Raw genomic sequence first — 14977 nt, 5'->3', positions numbered from 1 at the left:
AAACAAATAAAATGCGAGCATTAGTTATATCAGGTGGCGGAAGTAAAGGTGCGTATGCAGGAGGAGTTGCGCAGTACCTTATTGAGGGTCAGGGGAAAACTTACGATATGTATTTGGGAACTTCTACAGGAAGTTTGTTAATACCTCATTTGGCTGTCAACGATATTGGTAAGCTGTATGATATTTTTACTAATGTGCAACAGAGTGATATTTTTAGTGTAAGTCCTTTTGTGCAGCGTGAAAAAGATGGAAGGGAGTTTGTGTCTATTGATTTTGTGAACTCTTTATGGCAGTTTATTCGAATGAAACGCACCTTTGGAGAGAGTAAATCACTAAGGAGGAATATTAGGAAGAATTTTACTAAAGAAGAGTTTTTAAAGATAAAAGACACCAAAGAGGATGTTGTGGTGACTGTATCTAACCTTTCTAAAAACACAGTAGAGTACAAGTCTATTAACGACTACTCGTATGAAGAGTTTTGTAATTGGATATGGATTTCTTGCAATTATATACCGTTTATGTCTTTAGCTAAAGTGAACGGTTATGAATATGCTGATGGTGGTTTGGGTTGTGTAGTACCAATACGCGAGGCTATACAGCGTGGAGCAACTGAAATTGATGCTATTGTTTTAGAAGCTGAACAAATGGATAGGTTGAAGGTGTTGGGTAAAAACCCATTTTCCTTAATGATTAACCTATTTGGGCATTTGCTTAACCAAGTGGAGCGTAATGATATAGTTATAGGCAAGCTTGCAGCACGAAATAAAGGCGTAAAGCTGAATTTGTACTATACACCAACAGACCTTACTGAAAACTCCTTAATTTTCAGTAAGCGCTTGATGACTAAATGGTGGCAATTAGGTTATGATTATGCAAAAGCAAGAAATGAAAGGTAGTGGAGTTTTACCACATGTCGCTTACTTCTTGTTTTATGTAAGATAATGCAGCGTCACTAGGAGCTCGCTTTTCCATCATTTCGGTTAAAACAACTTCTCTAAGTTTATTGGCAGTGTCAGTTTTTTCTAAAAGACTTGCTTTTCTTATCAGTTGAATAGTGGCGTTTTTTGCTGCTGCAATAATGTTCCAGCATTCATCAGTCATGTAGATTTGTTGTGATAAATTATGCTCAAACTCTTGTTCGATAGTTGCTATAATTAAAGATTCGTAATCTTCTTTATTTGAGGAGTTTGGAATAACTCTAATTAGTAGTTTTGAAGGTGTAATACGCTCTAAAAACAAAGCCATTCTTTCATAGGCTTGTAAGCGGATAGGAAGTGTGTTTACTTGTATGTCTTTATGTAATAAAAAGCGTCTTCTACCATCTTCGTTTTTAGTGTGTTCTTTAAAAAAGTAATAAGCAATCATTCCAGTAATTAGGGCAGGAACAGCATACAATAATACTTCAAATATTTTTTCAACTTCCATAGTGTTTTAGTTAGGTTAGGTATTTTGGTTTTTATATTGACCTCCCAAATATATGCAATCTTTTAAATCTTGCATACTTTTAAAAGGCACAGGAGTTTTTTCGTAGTGATAGGTTAAATCTAATTCTTTAGACAGGTTATGGTCGTCTACATTTATATCAATATCACTCATTTTAAACTGACAAGGATGCTCGTAACCTGCGGAATGTGTAATTTCTATAAACTCTTTTCTAAAGGTTTTAAAATATTGTGCTAATCGATGTGACTTTAAAGTTACATCAATACCACTTTGTAGCCATTTGCTTTGGGTGGCAACACCACTAGGACAATGATTGGTATGGCAAATTTGTGCTTGGATACAACCAATACTCATCATGGCTTCTCTGGCAACGTTAATACAGTCAACTCCCATAGCAAAAGCCATTGCAGCTTTTGCAGGAAATCCTAGTTTTCCACTTCCAATAAAAACAATACGCTCACTTAAACCTTTTCTCTGAAATAGTTTGTATAAATCGCTAAAGCCATAAACCCAAGGTAATGAAACGTGGTCTGCAAAACTTGGTGGAGCAGCACCTGTACCACCTTCGCCACCATCAACAGTTATAAAGTCTGGTCCATGACCTTTGGTTTTCATTATATCAGCAAGTTCTTCCCATTGGTCTAGTTTTCCAATAGCAGCTTTTATACCTACAGGCAAACCTGTTGCTTCAGCAATGGCTTCAATAAAGTCAACCATTTCAGGAACGTTAGAAAATGCTGAATGGTTAGGAGGTGATAACACGTCTTTACCAACTTCTACATGACGTATGCGTGCAATTTCCTCAGTGATTTTTGCTCCAGGAAGTACACCACCTTTTCCAGGTTTTGCACCTTGAGATAGTTTAATTTCTATGGCTTTTACATGTGGATTATCATTAACTAACTGCACTAATTTTTCCATTGAAAAGTTACCATCGCTATCTCTTACTCCAAAATAGCCTGTTCCAAAATGAAACATGACATCACCACCATTACAGTGGTAAGGAGACAAACCACCTTCACCTGTATTGTGGTAGGCTCCAGCTATATGAACACCTTTGTTGAGAGATTCAACTGCTTTGGCAGATAAAGAACCAAAACTCATAGCAGAAACATTAATTACAGACGCAGGTCTAAACGGTTTTTTTCGCTTGTTGTAAGCACCAATAACTTTTGCACAAGGTAAAAACGTTTTGTCAACAGCATTAGGATGGTCTTTTTCAATTTTATAAGGCATCATTGCATTGTTGATAAAGATGTGATGATGCGAATAAATATCTCTATCAGTTCCAAACCCTTCGTAGTTATTTTCTTTTTTAGCAGACGCATAAATCCAACCTCGTTCAATTCGGTTAAAAGGTAATTCTTCTCTATTGTTTGCTACAAGATATTGTCTAAGTTCAGGACCAATGCGTTCTAAAATATATCTAAAATGCCCAATAACAGGGAAATTATGGCTTATGGTGTGTTTTCTTTGTAAAAAGATGTCTCTTATAGCAACTAAAGCTAAAACGATTAACATCCACATCCACCAGCTTATGCTGCTTATAAAATCTAAAAACGTATTCATTATTAATTGTTTAAGTAGTCTAATGCTAAGTATGTCATGGCTTTAACACCCAAAATCAATCCATTGTCATCAATTTTGAAATCTGGAGTATGGTGAGGAAACGCTTCAGTGTTTCCTGGTGTCATTCCGCCTAAATAAAAGTAAAGCCCAGGAACAACCTCTTGAAAATAAGAGAAGTCTTCACCTCCTGTAACTGCTTTCATAAGTTTAACATTATCTTTTCCTGCTGCTTTTTCCAGCGAAGGTAACATTTGTGAGGTTAAATCTGGGTCGTTATAGGTAACAAGTGTGTTTTCTTGAAACTCAATAGTTGCTTCACCACCATAAGCTTTGGCGATGGTTTCAGTCATTTCGGTCATTCGCGTAATGATTTTGGTTCGCATATCAGCATCTAGGGTTCTAACAGTCCCAATAAGTTCAGCGCTTTCAGGAATAATATTAAAACGTACACCACTTGTAATTTTGCCAACAGTAATAACAGCAGGTTCAACCAATAAATTAGATTCTCTACTGATGATACTTTGATAGCCATCAATAATTTTAGCAGAAATGTAAATAGGGTCAACTCCTCCCCAAGGCTGCGAACCGTGAGTTTGCTTGCCTTTTACATTCACTACAAAACGCTCTACAGCAGCCATCATACCTCCAGGTTTGTATTTTATGGTACCAACAGGAGTAGCAGAATTAATATGAAGTCCAAAAATAGCATCCACTTTTGGGTTATCTAAAACACCTTCTTTAACCATTAAAGATGCTCCGCCTTCTTCTCCAGGAGGAGGACCTTCTTCAGCAGGTTGAAAAATAAATTTAATGGTACCTTTAATCTTGTCTTTATGTTTTGAAAATACTTCAGCAACTCCCATTAAAATTGAAATGTGCGTATCGTGTCCGCAAGCATGCATTACTCCAGTTTCAGTACCTAAAAAGGTATCTCTAACTTCCGATTTAAAGGGTAAATCATTTCTTTCGGTAACAGGTAAAGCATCAATATCAGCTCTAAGCGCCACTACTTTTCCTGGAAGGTCACCTTTTAAAATGCCTACAACTCCTGTTTTTGCGACTCCTGTTTGCACTTCAAACCCTAAAGATTTTAAGTGTTCAGCAATTTTTTCAGCAGTTTTAAATTCTCGGTTTGATAATTCAGGATTTTGATGAAAATGATGTCTCCATTCAATAACTTTTGGTTCAATATCAATAATATCTTGTTCTAAAGTTGTTTGCGAAAATGCGCTTGAAATGATAAGGCAACATAAAGCTGGTAGAAATTTCATGAAGTATCTATTTACGTTTTGAACTCTAAATATATTTAAAATTTGTCAAAGCCTTTTTACAATACTTTAATTGTTTATAATTATTAATAAAACTGTTTATGTAACTAAGTAACATTGGTTATTTTCACATTTTAAAATGAAATTGAATTGGAGAAGTATTTAAGTCAGTTAAATGATGCGCAATTAGCACCTACATTGCAAAAAGATGGACCTATGATTGTAATAGCAGGAGCAGGTTCAGGGAAAACACGTGTGCTTACTTATAGAATAGCGTATTTAATGAGTCAAGGCGTTGATGCGTTTAATATTTTGTCATTAACCTTTACAAATAAAGCTGCTCGCGAAATGAAATCGCGTATTGCAGATATAGTTGGAAATAGCGAAGCTAAAAACCTTTGGATGGGAACATTTCACTCGGTTTTTGCTAAAATTTTAAGGTTTGAAGCCGATAGGTTAGGTTATCCAAGTAACTTTACAATTTACGACACACAGGACTCTGATCGATTGATTTCTTCAATCATTAAGGAAATGAATCTTGATAAAGATGTATATAAGTACAAGCAAGTAAGATCTAGAATTTCTTCGTATAAAAACAGCTTAATTACAGTTAAAGCCTATTTTAACAATCCAGAGCTTATTGAAGCTGATACTGCTGCTCGACGACCAAGATTAGGTGATATTTATAAAAACTATGTAGAGAGATGCTTTAAGGCAGGTGCTATGGACTTTGATGATTTATTGTTGAAGACCAATGAGCTTTTAACTCGTTTTCCTGATGTGCTTGCCAAATATCAAGATCGTTTTAGATATATTTTGGTTGATGAGTATCAGGATACCAACCATTCGCAGTATTTGATTGTAAGAGCGCTTTCTGATCGTTTTCAAAATATATGTGTGGTTGGTGATGATGCGCAAAGTATATATGCGTTTCGTGGTGCAAACATTAATAACATCTTGAATTTTCAACGCGATTATGATGATGTAAAAGTGTTTAGGTTAGAGCAAAATTACCGTTCTACAAAAAACATTGTTAATGCAGCAAACTCTATTATTGATAAAAACCAAACCAAGCTAGATAAAGTAGTTTGGACAGCTAATGATGAAGGTCCTAAAATAAAGGTTAACCGTTTAATGACCGATGGTGACGAAGGTCGTTATGTGGCGAGTTCTATTTTTGAGAATAAGATGAATAATCAGCTTAAAAATAAAGATTTTGCCATACTGTATCGTACCAATGCGCAATCGCGTGCTATGGAAGATGCGCTTCGAAAACGAGGAATTGAATACCGAATTTATGGAGGTTTATCCTTTTACCAACGTAAAGAGATTAAAGATGTACTTTCGTATTTAAGGTTGATTATTAATCCAGCCGATGAGGAAGCGCTTAAACGTGTGATTAATTTTCCTGCACGAGGTATTGGGCAAACCACTATTGATAGATTGGTGGTTGCGGCAAATGGTTATAACCGTTCAATATTTCAAGTATTACAAAACCTGGATAAGGTTGATATAAAAATCAACTCTGGTACAAAAGGCAAACTTCAGGATTTTGTAACTATGATTGAGAGTTTTCAGGTCATGAACCAAAATGCTAATGCTTTTGAACTTGCTGAACACGTCACTAAAGCTAGCGGATTGATAAGAGAGTTCAATAAAGATGGTACTCCTGAAGGTATCGCTAGAATGGAGAACATTGAAGAACTTTTAAATGGTATTAAGGATTTTGTTGAAGAACAAAAAGAATTGGCAGACACTACAGGTTCTTTAACCGAGTTTTTAGAAGATGTTGCTCTAGCTACCGATTTAGATAATGACACAGGTGACGACGATAGAGTAGCATTAATGACCATTCACTTGGCTAAAGGTTTGGAGTTCCCTTATGTGTATATTGTAGGTATGGAAGAAGACTTATTTCCGAGTGCCATGAGCATGAATACGCGTAGTGAACTAGAGGAGGAGCGACGTTTGTTTTATGTGGCATTAACTAGAGCAGAAAAGCAAGCTTACTTAACCTATACACTTTCGAGGTACCGTTGGGGAAAATTAATTGATGCTGAACCAAGTCGATTTATTGAAGAAATTGATGATCAGTACTTAGAGGTATTAACTCCAGTAAACGACCCAAGGCAAAACCCTATGTTGAATCCTGATATTTTTGGTGATGTTGAACCTGATAAAATTCGTTTTAAGAAACCTATTAAGCGAAAATCTGAAAACAAGCCTCCTAAGTTTGTAGCTCCACCTAAATTGAAACCTATATCAAAAACCACAAGCGATGGAGTGAATCTGTTTGATGGTAAACTTACTGTAGGAAATATTGTGGAGCATATTAGGTTTGGTAAAGGCGAAGTGCTTAAAATTGAAGGTCAAGGCGCTGATACAAAAGCAGAAATCAATTTTGAAAATGGAGGTGTGAAAAAGCTGTTGTTACGATTTGCTAAATTGCAAGTGTTGGGTTAATTATCTAACCATTTTTACAGAATTAATGTGTCCATAACCATCATATTCTTTTATAGAGTTGTTTGGGTCAACAATCCACTCGCCATCAACAATGTATTTGTAGTGATGTTTTCCGCCAGATAGAAGTATGGTAGATGTCCATCCTTTGTCGGTTTTGGTCATTTTTATTTCGTGCTCGTTCCAATCATTAAAAGAACCAGCAAGAATCACAGTGTTAGCGTTTTTAAAACCAAAAAGATTGAATGTAACAGGAACTTGTATGTTGATGACAGAGTTGTAACCATCATACTCGTTTCTTTTTTTAGAAGGATTGTCAGGGTCTTCTATCCAGTTACCGTCAACTATAAACTTGTATTGATATTCTCCTGGTTTTAAATCTAGGGTAAGTTCCCAGCCATTAGTTGTTTTGGTCATTTTAAATAAGTGTTCATCCCAACGGTTAAAACTTCCACTTAAGATTACATTTTTTGCGTTCTCATAGCCATTTAATTTAAAACATGCATTTCCGTTTGGATCAGGAACAGCAGTGTAAATCTTAAGATTGTATGTATGGTAATTGTTTCCGTAGTTATCAACTGCTGGAGCAATATTGGATACCTTGTTGCTAGGTTCTGCCCAATACGAATTGTTTATTACAAACTTAAACTCCCAAGAAAATTCATCAGTAAAATCAGAAAGTTTTTTTCTTAATTCATAAGTGTATTCACCTACTTTGTTCATTTTCCATTTGTCTCTAGACCAAAGGTTGAATTCTCCAGAAACGACAACATTTTCAATGTCAAAGTCTTTAAAATCCATCTTTCTGCCAGTATGCTCATTGGTGTATTCTTTGTAGTCTCTAACATCAAAAGTAAACACGACCTCTTCACCTTCAATTTTGTAGCCTAAAGTGTTGCCATTTTGTGCTACGAGGTTTAAGCTTAAAAAGCAAAGGCATAAATATGTTATGACTGATTTCAATCCTTTATATTTGGATGCTTTACGAAGTAAAGTTTTTCTTTTTTATAGTTTATAATTGTTCTTTTCTGCTGAAAAAACTCAAAGCCTAAAACACCATCTAACTTGGTTCCGAAGGCTTCATTCATTTTACTTAAATTGGTCAATATTGTGTTCATTGGGCCAAAGTAAATAGTTTCACTCAATTTAACACGATGCAATTTCCCTGCCAAAACTTCAATTTTGGAATTACTTGCTCCTGTAAGCATGAGTCTTTCTTTAGGATGGAAATATTTTAAAACCTTTTTGCTAACTGATTTGTTTATTTGATTAAGCTCAGCAGCACTATCCAATCCCATTTTTAAGTTTTGACCATTTACTGTTGCGTTGAGTACAATAGTATGGTTTTTTAATTTGAAATCAATGCTATCTGTTATTTTTTCTAGATAAACATATTTATCTAGTTTTTCGCCAAACCTATCTGTTTTAGTAAGTGTAATTTGGTTTAAGTATAAATCTATAAATACTTCGTAGTCTTTCAGTATGTTATAACCAATAACACCTAAAAGGTTCATTTTTTTTGTTCTTTCAATATGAGAAAGGTCAATAACATCAGAGGTTTTGTTTTCCAAAATCAAATTTTGAATTACAAACTGACTGAGTTGTCTTTCTAAAGGGTCGTCAACAATATTCACAACACCAGATGTTTCATTTTTCTTTTTATTGTGACTGTATTTTATTGGGAAATGAACTTTATTTAAAATTAAAGTTTCAGAGCCAGTATCTATTATAAAATTACCTTCTTTTCCTAACAGTTTAGCTTCAACAACAATTAAATGGTCAATAAGCTTAAAAGGAATTCTGGTAGTATAATCGTTTATAATTTCAGCTTCGGTAAAAGATACATACTCTACTTTAAAATTGGAAAACGCTTTTCCTGTAGTGATAAAAAGTATGAATATGAGTAGTATCTTTTGCATATAGTTAAGACTCTAAAAATTGAATATTGTTACATGTTTTTATAGTAAATGTGCTTTTGTAGGTGTTTTAATTAGTATCAAAATTTGTTTATATGCATTGCATCATAAAAATGCTTTACTTTGTAATGTAACTGTAAGATACATATTTATGGCTGAATTTGTGAAAATTTATGCGGAGAATCCTAATCCTAAGCAAATTGCTAAAGTGATTAAGGTGCTTAAAAATGGTGGATTGATTATTTATCCAACAGATACGGTTTATGGTTTAGGTTGTGATATTACAAACACTAAGGCTTTAGAGCGTATTGCTCAAATAAAGAACGTGAAGTTAGATAAAGCTAACTTTTCATTTATTTGTCATGATTTAAGCAATTTAAGTGACTATGTTAAGCAAATAGATACTACGACTTTTAAGATTTTAAAACGAGCATTACCAGGTCCTTATACGTTTATTTTACCAGGAGCGAAGACCTTACCAAGTGCTTTTAAAAAGAAAAAGACAGTAGGTATTCGTGTGCCTGATAATACTATTGCTTTAGAAATTGTGAAGCAATTAGGTAACCCTATTATTTCAACATCCATACGTGATGAAGATGAAGTTTTGGAATACACTACTGATCCTGAGCTTATATTGGAAAAATGGAATAACCGAGTTGATTTGGTAATTGATGGAGGTTATGGAGATAATGAAGCGTCCACTGTTATTGATCTTTCAGAAGAAGAACCAATCATTGTTAGGGAAGGTAAAGGAAGTTTAGAGATATTTTAAATAAAAAAGCTCAACCATTGGTTGAGCTTTTCTTTTTTTATAAAGAAGCAATTAGTTAGTACCAGCTTCTAAGTTTTTCATTTCCTTTTCAATCATATCGTAGAACTCATCGATTTTTGGTAAAATCACAATTCTAGTACGACGGTTAGCTGCTTTACCTTCAGCAGTGTCATTAGATGCAACAGGAACAAACTCTGCACGACCTGCAGCAATAAGTTTAGATGAAGAAACACCTAAATCTTCAAGTACGCGAACCACAGATGTTGCACGTTTAACACTTAAATCCCAGTTGTCAACCAATGGTGGTTTGTTGTAAGGAACAGGGTCAGTGTGTGCTTCTACCATACACTCAAAGTTTGGTTTGCTGTTAACTACTTTAGCAACTTTACCTAAAACTTCTTTAGCGCGTTCGTTTACAACATAGCTTCCGCTTTTGAATAAAAGTTTGTCAGCAATTGAAATAAATACAACTCCTTTTTCTACGTTTACCTCAATGTCAGGATCGTTAATACCAACTTCTTTTTTCAAGCTAGTTACTAAAGCCAACATTACACTATCTTTTTTAGTGATAGCATCTTGTAAACGAGAGATTTTAAGGTCTTTTTCTTTCATGCTTTCTAAAGTTTTTTCAACGTTAGAAGCACCTTTTGAAGTAAGAATCGTTAAATCCTTGTTACTTTGAATTAGGTTGTCGTTAGATTTTTTTAAGTCAGAAATTCTGTCTTCTAAAGCTTCAGCTCTTGCAATTGCAGAAGCCTTATCAGATAAACAGCTGTTTAATTTAACAGTTGCAGTATTTAATAGGTCTTGTGTTTCTTGTTGTTTCGCTTCAAGTGCTGCATATTCTTTTTTAGATACACATGATCCAAAAAGCAACATGGCTGAAACACTTAATAACATTAGTTTTTTCATAATTAGTGTGTGATTAAATAATTTGTAATTTAACATACCAAAATTATATAAAAGATTACTCCGTTTGGTATATGTTAACAAAAACTTTAACAATTTTATAAACAATTAAAATCTTTTATTCTTATTTACGTAATAAGACCACACTATAGATTTTTTATGGTAGTAATTTTCTTTCTTTTTTTGTGAATTTCGAAATTTTAAAAGCTTAGGTAGTTTTGCGTAAAATGCAAAATGTGCTTTAATGATTGCTAAAAAATGCTGAGGCTTAAACTCTAGTAAAAACTTGATGCCAGCTATACCATCTAAAAGTAACCTAGTAAACACTTTTGGTATTATTGAGCCATGAGCATTTTTAACTAAGGTATAAAGACTGTTTCTAAAGTTTAAATATGTTTTTTTAGCATTAGAGTTTTTAAGTGTTGCACCACCAACATGGTATATGCTTGATGTGCCAATATATTTTGTTGTATACCCTTTGTTGTAGGCTCGCCAGCACAAATCAATTTCTTCCATGTGGGCAAAAAAGTCTTCATCAAACCCATTGAGTTCACCAAAAACAGATCGCTTTATAAATAAACAAGCACCTGTTGCCCAAAAAATAGTAGCAATATCATTGTATTGACCATTATCTTTTTCAAGAGTGTTAAAGATACGACCTCTACAAAAAGGGTAACCATACTTATCTAGATAGCCTCCTGCAGCTCCAGCATATTCAAAATGGTCTTTTTGTTTGTAATCTAAAATTTTTGGCTGTGCAATGGCAATGTTTTTATCGTTGCTAAAAGCCTCTTGAATGGGTGTAAGCCAATTAGGAGTTACTTCTACATCGCTATTGAGTAAACAAAATACATCAGCATCAATAGTATTAAGAGCATCGTTATAGCCTTTGGCATAACCACCATTTGTAGAATTGACAATAACTTTAATGTTAGGATATTCTGTTTTTAAAAACTCAACGGAGTTATCTGTTGAAGCATTATCAGCTACGTAAATATCAGCGTTTTGAGAATAAGCAACAACCGATGGTAAGAACTGCTCTAAAAGTTCTTTTCCGTTCCAATTAAGTATGACGACAGCTATTTTCATTTTCGATATTCAGGAATGTCTCTTAAAAACACATAGCGTTCATTTTCAAAGTCCATTTGGCAATAATAATGATTAATTCCGTTGGTAACCATTAAATAGGTTGCGTTTAACTCTAAATTATAACGTGCAATTTGATCAAAGACGGTCTGGTCAATATTAATTTTTGGAGCTTTACATTCTACAACCAAATGTATTTGTCCGTTTGGGTTATAAACGACTATATCGTAGCGTTTTCGTAAATCGTTGACCGTTAATTCTTTTTCAACATTAATTAAAGATTTTGGATATTTTTTCTCTTCAATTAAAAACTGTAAACAATGTTGTCTTACCCATTCTTCAGGTTGTAAAACCACAAATTTTTTGCGAATAGCATCAAAAATAGAAACTTTATTTTCGTTATTTTTGAATCGAAACGAGTATGTAGGAAAATTTAGTTTTTGCACACTACAAATTTGGTGAAAATTTTTCAATGGACGAAGTCAAAGAATTAGTAAGCGATATACGAAAAGGACACATTAAACCTGTTTATTTTTTAATGGGTGAGGAGCCTTATTATATAGATAAGTTATCAGAATTTATTGAAGACAATATTTTAAGCGAGGAAGAAAAAGGGTTTAACCAAATGGTACTTTACGGAAGAGATGTGAGTGTTGAGGATATTATAGGTAATGCTAAGCGTTTTCCTATGATGGCAGAGCACCAAGTGGTTATAGTAAAAGAAGCTCAAGATCTTTCTAGAACTATTGATAAGTTGGAAGCCTACGTTGCAAATCCGCAACCAACAACTATTTTGGTTGTAAATTATAAGTACAAGAAAATTGATAAACGAAAGTCGCTTTATAAGGCCATAAAGAAAAATGGTGTTGTCTTTGAAAGTAAAAAACTATACGACAACCAAGTGCCAGATTGGATTAGGAGAGTGTTGTCTGGTCAAAGCTATTCAATAACTCCAAAAGCAGCATTGATGCTTACTGAATTTTTAGGAACCGATTTAAGCAAAATAAATAATGAGCTTGAAAAACTAAAGATTGTACTTCCTGAAGGCACTGAGATTACTCCTGAGCATATTGAGCAAAATATTGGGATTAGCAAAGATTATAATAATTTTGAATTGCATAAGGCTATTGGAGATAGAGATACTAAAAAAGCCTTTAAGATTATTAAGTATTTTGGTGAAAACCCAAAAGATAACCCAATGGTAGTTACAGTTTCATTACTTCATAGTTATTTTTCTAAACTATTGCAGTTACATGGATTAAATGATAAGTCGTCCAGAAACGTTGCGTCTGCATTAAAAATAAACCCTTATTTCGCTAACGAATATATTGTAGCAGCACGTAACTATCCAATGAAAAAAGTAAGTGCTGTTATTGCCTCACTAAGAGAGTTTGATGTAAAGAGCAAAGGTGTTGGTGCTAATGCAATACCACAAAGCGATTTACTTAAGGAATTAATGGTTAGAATTATGAATTAAGCTTCTAATTGCTCTAATTCTACAGTGTAATCGTATTGTAAATCTTCATGTAGTGTTGCAACTATTTTTTGAATGGCAACAATTTGTCTTTGATATATGTTAGTTAGCGTTACATTGTGCTTTATTGAAGGTTTAAACGCTTTTAGTTGCTTACAAAAGTAGAGTAGAAGCTCAACTTCGGTTTCTTTTTTAAGTGAGTATCGTGCGTATTTTTTTATGAGTCTCAATATTTTTCTGACACTTTTTTTAATGTAGAAATAGCTGTTGGTGTTAATTTGTTCAAACAAGTCATCAATTTCAGATTTTATAGCTTCAATGTATCCTGTTTCATCATGAGATTCAAACAGTAAATAGGTGAGTAGCTCTTTGTTTTCTTTTTTGAATTTTGATAACCGTAAGCAGAGTTCTATTAATTCTTCAGAAGAACGATGCTGTAATTCTTTTTTAATACTAACTACAGTTGCTGCTTTCATAGGTTTCCTTTTAGTAGGTTAACACTAACTGTGGCGAGTTCACTATCAGGAAATTTTGAAAAATAATGCTCACTTGGAACTAAACCTGCTTCTTTAGCAATACTATTAAAAACATCAACTTCAATAATGTATTGGTCGCTATAGCCATGTGTAGCGTCGTAAGCAGTAGCAGCAGTTTTCCCTAGGTTAGCAGCCGTGAGTTTAGGGTTTATGGTGTGTAGTTCAATAATGAGTAAACCAAAACGTTCTACATAAGGTTTCCATTTTTGTAAATGTTCTAGCAGAGAATCTTCTACTAAATTATTACTAATGCGTTTTCCTTGATAAGCATAAGCACCAGATGATTGACTAACTCTGTTAGTAGTTGTTTTTGGAGCTTCCCAAATACGGTTGTGGTCTAAAAATGTGCGTACATTAAGTAAGTCTTTTAAATCGATGTTATAGTCTTCTTTTAAATCTTTTGCTAATAAATCTGGACGTCCTATGTCTCCCCAAATTACTTTAGCCCAAATATCAGCTTTAATTAAGTTGGCTCTAGTAACTTTTAAAGCAGCTTGGTTAAAATCGGCTCCAACCAATAATAAAGGGTGTTCTTCTAATACTTTTCCTCTTGAAGTTTGGTGCTCGATAACGTCAAATATATGCTGAATAAACGCACCATTTCCACAACCCATATCAAGTATGCCTTTTGGTTGTTCGTCTATGGGTTTGTTAAAGAGTTCAATAATAACTTCGTCTATAACTTTGAAATACGTTGAATGCGCACCACCACTTCCCCAAACATTCATTTCTCTGTCAACATGTTTTTCCTTTTCATCGGGAGAATCGGTTTTTAAAATCATAGGATTTCCAAAAATCAACTCATCTAGTTTTACAAAGGTTGGAAGATAGGATACAGTAACGCCATAAGCACTTGCTCTTTTAGCAAAAAACAACCCTTTGTCGGTAAATTGATAAGTGTTCTTTTTCTTAGTAAACCAATCTAAATGCGTGAAAAAGTCCAATATTTTCTTAAAACTTTCTGGGTCTTTATGGTATTCTTCAGCAGTAAAAGAGGCTTCCATAAAATATTTATGAAATAAACCATTAACTCCCAATAACACAATTATTGGAGCAACAATAACACCTTCAATGTGTTTTAAAATTTGTTGTTCAATACTGTTTTCTTCTACTTTGCCTAATCCAAAGTTTTGCTCAAATTTTTTGAATATGCGTTCAAGAGCAATAAATGCATCAGCGCCAATTCGGTCTTCAGGAAATTTAACCGAGTAATCCAAAAGCTTTACAGCATCTTCGTATAAATGAACAAGTTCAAAAGCCTTTTTACTGTTAGCATTAATTTCATAATCTACTTTGTCATTGGCATTGTCTAGGTGCTGAGTAAGCCAACCTTGAGCAGACAAAATTCTTAGCGCAATATTGAGGTAGCCATCGTTGGCATTGAACTTTTCGGTTAATTCTGTTAGACTACACGTTTTATTTTCTAAAAGGTACTGTAATACTCCTTTTGAATTCAAAGTATGAGCAGTAGTAGCAGTAGCAATACCATCAAGGTGTTTAAAAATATTACTTCTTAATTGCTGTTTGTCTTGCTTTGTGAGCAT

The 14977-nt window shown here is 33.9% G+C and carries 14 protein-coding genes; 4 read left to right on the top strand and 10 right to left on the bottom strand.

Going from position 1 to position 14977, the window contains the following annotated elements:
• The first annotated feature begins 11 nt into the window (after positions 1-11).
• Positions 12-896 carry a patatin family protein gene (locus tag DMZ43_RS08975; protein WP_129760569.1) on the top strand — a complete coding sequence of 295 codons (885 nt, stop codon included), beginning with the start codon at positions 12-14 and terminating at the stop codon, positions 894-896.
• 7 nt (positions 897-903) lie between these two features.
• Here DMZ43_RS08975 and DMZ43_RS08970 read toward each other — a convergent pair whose 3' ends face one another.
• The 3 genes from DMZ43_RS08970 to DMZ43_RS08960 are packed head-to-tail and all read right to left on the bottom strand — an operon-like array spanning position 904 to position 4283.
• Complete coding sequence (locus DMZ43_RS08970) at positions 904-1425, bottom strand: hypothetical protein (protein ID WP_129760571.1); 522 nt, start codon at positions 1423-1425, stop codon at positions 904-906.
• A 15-nt stretch (positions 1426-1440) separates the two neighbouring features.
• A complete protein-coding gene (locus DMZ43_RS08965) occupies positions 1441-3012 on the bottom strand; it encodes an FMN-binding glutamate synthase family protein (RefSeq protein WP_131507586.1) in 1572 nt (523 codons plus the stop codon).
• Positions 3013-3014: 2 nt separating this feature from the next.
• On the bottom strand, positions 3015-4283 hold the full coding sequence (locus DMZ43_RS08960) for an amidohydrolase (RefSeq protein WP_131507584.1): 1269 nt from the start codon (positions 4281-4283) through the stop codon (positions 3015-3017).
• 147 nt (positions 4284-4430) lie between these two features.
• On the opposite strand from DMZ43_RS08960, the gene DMZ43_RS08955 reads away from it, so the two are divergent.
• A complete protein-coding gene (locus DMZ43_RS08955; RefSeq protein WP_131507582.1) occupies positions 4431-6743 on the top strand; it encodes an ATP-dependent helicase in 2313 nt (770 codons plus the stop codon).
• On the opposite strand, the gene DMZ43_RS08950 is transcribed toward DMZ43_RS08955, so the two are convergent.
• Together DMZ43_RS08950 and DMZ43_RS08945 are read right to left on the bottom strand one after the other, a co-directional pair.
• On the bottom strand, positions 6744-7703 hold the full coding sequence (locus DMZ43_RS08950; RefSeq protein WP_131507580.1) for a hypothetical protein: 960 nt from the start codon (positions 7701-7703) through the stop codon (positions 6744-6746).
• Positions 7700-8659: a hypothetical protein gene (locus DMZ43_RS08945; RefSeq protein WP_131507578.1), complete on the bottom strand. Its 960-nt coding sequence runs from the start codon at positions 8657-8659 to the stop codon at positions 7700-7702. The genes DMZ43_RS08950 and DMZ43_RS08945 overlap by 4 nt, the downstream gene beginning before the upstream one ends.
• A 148-nt stretch (positions 8660-8807) precedes the next feature.
• Between DMZ43_RS08945 and DMZ43_RS08940 the strand changes: the two genes are divergently transcribed.
• Positions 8808-9428: an L-threonylcarbamoyladenylate synthase gene (locus DMZ43_RS08940; protein WP_131507576.1), complete on the top strand. Its 621-nt coding sequence runs from the start codon at positions 8808-8810 to the stop codon at positions 9426-9428.
• Positions 9429-9479: 51 nt separating this feature from the next.
• On the opposite strand, the gene DMZ43_RS08935 is transcribed toward DMZ43_RS08940, so the two are convergent.
• The 3 genes from DMZ43_RS08935 to DMZ43_RS08925 all read right to left on the bottom strand — a co-directional run bounded on the left by DMZ43_RS08935 (position 9480) and on the right by DMZ43_RS08925 (position 11869).
• Positions 9480-10340 carry an OmpA family protein gene (locus DMZ43_RS08935; RefSeq protein ID WP_131507574.1) on the bottom strand — a complete coding sequence of 287 codons (861 nt, stop codon included), beginning with the start codon at positions 10338-10340 and terminating at the stop codon, positions 9480-9482.
• A 105-nt stretch (positions 10341-10445) separates the two neighbouring features.
• Positions 10446-11426 carry a glycosyltransferase family 2 protein gene (locus DMZ43_RS08930; RefSeq protein ID WP_131507573.1) on the bottom strand — a complete coding sequence of 327 codons (981 nt, stop codon included), beginning with the start codon at positions 11424-11426 and terminating at the stop codon, positions 10446-10448.
• Entirely contained in the window at positions 11423-11869 is a 447-nt protein-coding gene (locus DMZ43_RS08925) for a type I restriction enzyme HsdR N-terminal domain-containing protein (RefSeq protein ID WP_131507571.1), read from the bottom strand. Before DMZ43_RS08925 ends, DMZ43_RS08930 begins: the two co-directional genes overlap by 4 nt.
• 26 nt (positions 11870-11895) lie before the next feature.
• Between DMZ43_RS08925 and holA the strand changes: the two genes are divergently transcribed.
• A complete protein-coding gene (gene holA, locus DMZ43_RS08920; protein WP_131507569.1) occupies positions 11896-12900 on the top strand; it encodes a DNA polymerase III subunit delta in 1005 nt (334 codons plus the stop codon).
• On the opposite strand, the gene DMZ43_RS08915 is transcribed toward holA, so the two are convergent.
• Together DMZ43_RS08915 and DMZ43_RS08910 are read right to left on the bottom strand one after the other, a co-directional pair.
• Positions 12897-13373: a hypothetical protein gene (locus DMZ43_RS08915; protein WP_131507567.1), complete on the bottom strand. Its 477-nt coding sequence runs from the start codon at positions 13371-13373 to the stop codon at positions 12897-12899. The two genes, holA and DMZ43_RS08915, sit on opposite strands and share 4 nt — an antisense overlap.
• Positions 13370-14977 carry a class I SAM-dependent methyltransferase gene (locus tag DMZ43_RS08910; protein WP_131507565.1) on the bottom strand — a complete coding sequence of 536 codons (1608 nt, stop codon included), beginning with the start codon at positions 14975-14977 and terminating at the stop codon, positions 13370-13372. The genes DMZ43_RS08915 and DMZ43_RS08910 overlap by 4 nt, the downstream gene beginning before the upstream one ends.

This window comes from Meridianimaribacter sp. CL38, from assembly GCF_004328055.1.
GTDB classification, from domain to species: domain Bacteria; phylum Bacteroidota; class Bacteroidia; order Flavobacteriales; family Flavobacteriaceae; genus Gaetbulibacter_B; species Gaetbulibacter_B jejuensis.
The sequence above is the reverse complement of the archived record's forward strand: the minus strand, read 5'-3'. Positions and strand labels throughout refer to the sequence as shown.

What these genes read in the sequence shown, in the direction of transcription:
- DMZ43_RS08910 (WP_131507565.1), bottom strand. Translation starts at nt 14,977, where the DNA reads ATGCTCACAAAGCAAGACAAACAGCAATTAAGAAGTAATATTTTTAAA.
- DMZ43_RS08945 (WP_131507578.1), bottom strand. Translation starts at nt 8,659, where the DNA reads ATGCAAAAGATACTACTCATATTCATACTTTTTATCACTACAGGAAAA.
- DMZ43_RS08940 (WP_131507576.1), top strand. Translation starts at nt 8,808, where the DNA reads ATGGCTGAATTTGTGAAAATTTATGCGGAGAATCCTAATCCTAAGCAA.
- DMZ43_RS08915 (WP_131507567.1), bottom strand. Translation starts at nt 13,373, where the DNA reads ATGAAAGCAGCAACTGTAGTTAGTATTAAAAAAGAATTACAGCATCGT.
- holA (WP_131507569.1), top strand. Translation starts at nt 11,896, where the DNA reads ATGGACGAAGTCAAAGAATTAGTAAGCGATATACGAAAAGGACACATT.
- DMZ43_RS08930 (WP_131507573.1), bottom strand. Translation starts at nt 11,426, where the DNA reads ATGAAAATAGCTGTCGTCATACTTAATTGGAACGGAAAAGAACTTTTA.
- DMZ43_RS08960 (WP_131507584.1), bottom strand. Translation starts at nt 4,283, where the DNA reads ATGAAATTTCTACCAGCTTTATGTTGCCTTATCATTTCAAGCGCATTT.
- DMZ43_RS08935 (WP_131507574.1), bottom strand. Translation starts at nt 10,340, where the DNA reads ATGAAAAAACTAATGTTATTAAGTGTTTCAGCCATGTTGCTTTTTGGA.
- DMZ43_RS08970 (WP_129760571.1), bottom strand. Translation starts at nt 1,425, where the DNA reads ATGGAAGTTGAAAAAATATTTGAAGTATTATTGTATGCTGTTCCTGCC.
- DMZ43_RS08975 (WP_129760569.1), top strand. Translation starts at nt 12, where the DNA reads ATGCGAGCATTAGTTATATCAGGTGGCGGAAGTAAAGGTGCGTATGCA.
- DMZ43_RS08965 (WP_131507586.1), bottom strand. Translation starts at nt 3,012, where the DNA reads ATGAATACGTTTTTAGATTTTATAAGCAGCATAAGCTGGTGGATGTGG.